General features: G+C 63.8%; 3 protein-coding genes. All 3 read right to left on the bottom strand.

All coding sequences use genetic code 11. The features are described from left to right. On the bottom strand, positions 1 to 756 hold a 756-nt coding region (locus tag AC1D1P_RS20860; RefSeq protein ID WP_477674278.1), incomplete at its 3' end, for an FAD-dependent oxidoreductase. Positions 757 to 889: 133 nt separating this feature from the next. Continuing rightward, on the bottom strand, positions 890 to 1,732 hold the full coding sequence (gene hpnD / locus AC1D1P_RS20855; protein WP_477669023.1) for a presqualene diphosphate synthase HpnD: 843 nt from the start codon (positions 1,730 to 1,732) through the stop codon (positions 890 to 892). A 39-nt stretch (positions 1,733 to 1,771) separates the two neighbouring features. After that, a partial coding sequence (locus AC1D1P_RS20850; protein ID WP_477674277.1) for a hypothetical protein occupies positions 1,772 to 2,468 on the bottom strand: 697 nt, incomplete at its 5' end.

Raw genomic sequence — 2,468 nt, 5'->3', positions numbered from 1 at the left:
GTCGAAGGCTGCGCTGATGTCGGTGTTGACCACCCAGCTGGAACCGAGGGGCGCAATGGATTGCACGCGGGCGCCCAGCCGCACGGTGCTGCCCTGGGCCGCCAGCCAGCGCAGGGCGGCGTCGGGCAGCAGTGCGCTGAGGTCGGCGCGCGGCAGCAAGAGGTTGGAGCCGTCGCTTTCCGAGAACAGCGAGTCGTGCATCACGCGCAGGAAAACCTGGCCGCTGGCGCGCTCTGCTGGCGTGTTCAGCGCCGAGACGCAGAGGGGCTCGATCAATGAGGCCATGGCACCGGGTAACAGGCCGCGGCACAGGTCGGCCACCGACACGCCGGGGTCGCACTTGAATTTCGCGAGCTGCCAGCCAACGGCGACCTTGAGCATCGAGAGCTTGTCGGCCCAGGACCAGCCGCGTGCCAGGAGGATACCGGCCAGCGCATCAAGCGGGGCCGGCAGCTGCGGAAGGCTCAGGCCGCTGCCGTCCGGAAACCGCAGTGTCAGCGGCATTCGCAGCAAGGAAGTTTCTGCGTCGACACCCAGGTCCTTCATCAGGCGCAGCGTTTCGGCATATGCACCAATCAGGATGTGCTGGCCGTTGTCGAGCACGACCGGCTTGCCTGCCACCGTGCCGCCAACGCGGCGCGCACGTCCGCCGGCGATGCGGGTGGTCTCAAACAACGTGACCTGGTAACCCAGGCGCGTGGCCTCCACGGCAGCAGCGCATCCGGCCCAGCCGGCGCCGATCACGGCGACTCTCATGATGGGCACGGTTGCGTGCAGGTGATCGTGTGAGTTCCATACCAGCCGGGGCCGCGGAACTGGCTTTGCCAGGCCGCAGGCGCAGGGCCCCCGCGGGGGGCAGCGAACCACACGAAGTGGGGAGCGTGGGGGCTCATTGGATTTTGCCGAAGGCCTGGGTCTTCCACGCCAGCCAGAATTTGCGCAGCGGTGTGAGACTGACGCGCTGGTGCAGCACCTGGTAGCCATCGGAGGCGATTTCGCGCAGCAGGGTGCGGTAGATGCTGGCCATCATGAGGCCGGGCTTCTGGGCGCGGCGGTCGGCTTCGGGCAGCATGGCCAGTGCCTCGTCATAGAGCGCCAGCGCGCGGTCGGTCTGGAATTTCATCAGTGCGCTGAAGCGGTCGGAGTACTGGCGCTTGAGGACCTCATGCGCCTTCACGTCAAATTGCTGCAGCTCGTTGACGGGCAGGTAGATGCGCCCGCGCATCGCGTCTTCGCCGACGTCCCGGATGATATTGGTGAGCTGGAACGCCAGGCCGAGCTTGTGCGCGTAGGCGGTGGTGGCTTCGTCGGTCTGGCCGAAGATGCGCGCCGCCACTTCGCCCACGATGCCGGCCACCAGGTGGCAATACTGCCGCAGGCCGGGAAAATCCAGGTAGCGGTTTTGCTCCAGGTCCATCTGGCAGCCATCAATGACAGCCTGCAGGTGGCGCGCTTCAATGCGATAGGTGAGGGCCAGCGGCATCAGCGCCTTCATCACTGGATGGGTTGGGTTGCCGGCATAGGCGTTGAGCACCTCGCCTTGCCACCAGGCGAGCTTGGTGCGCGCTACGCCGGGGTCGGTAATTTCGTCGACGACATCGTCGATCTCGCGGCAAAAGGCGTAGAACGCGGTGATGGCGGCGCGCCGTTCCTTGGGTAAGAACAGGAAGGCGTAATAAAAACTGCTGCCGGATGCGGCGGCTTTTTGCTGGACATATTGCTCAGGCGTCATACGGTAATTGTCACATGGGACTTGTTGGCCGGATGGGTATCAGGATGCTTTGGGGGCAGTGCGTTCGGCGAAGTAAAGCTTCAGCGCAAACACCACGGCAATCAGGACGACCCAGATGATCAACACATCACCGAATTGCCAGAAGAGCCAGAGCGGGGAGCCTAATTKACCCAGCAAGGGCAGCAGGAACGGCTGCAGCCGGGGTGTCCAGAAACCAGGCCTGGACATGCAGGCCGATACCAGGGGATCGAAGCTGCCCGGATTGCATCCGAGGGCCTGCAGTATTTCGCGCGATACATACGTGCTCAGGAAGGGCGTGCCGAAGGCGATGCAAAACGCGATCAACCCCAGCAGCAAAATCCAGAAGCTGACTTGCAAAAACTGGTGCAACCTTCGTTGCATTGGCACTGCCGTGGCGGCAGGCGCACGCGGGGCAGTAATGGCCTTGGGGTTTTGGTATGCATGGCGGCTCCAGCCGATGGCGACCAGCCAGGCCAGGATGAGCCACCAGAAGTTGCGCAACAGGATGAAGGGGTAATCCAGCGGAGTCTGCGCAGACAGAAAGGGTGTGAGCCTTGAGGCCAACGCGTTCTGGAAGAAGGAACACGTTCCGGCTCGCGGGTCTGCATGGAATTGGCAATTGAGGGCGGCCAGCGCCTGCTCTGCGATGACGCCGCCGATCAGCGCGAAGCTGAAGCAAAAGAGGAAGAAGCCCCACACCAGCGCGCGATAGAGG

The sequence above is a fragment of the Polaromonas sp. P1_E1_2 genome (genome assembly GCF_056406035.1).
The sequence above is the reverse complement of the archived record's forward strand: the minus strand, read 5'-3'. Positions and strand labels throughout refer to the sequence as shown.

Excerpts from the sequence above, each read along its gene's own strand:
- hpnD (WP_477669023.1), bottom strand. The coding sequence starts at position 1,732 with ATGACGCCTGAGCAATATGTCCAGCAAAAAGCCGCCGCATCCGGCAGC.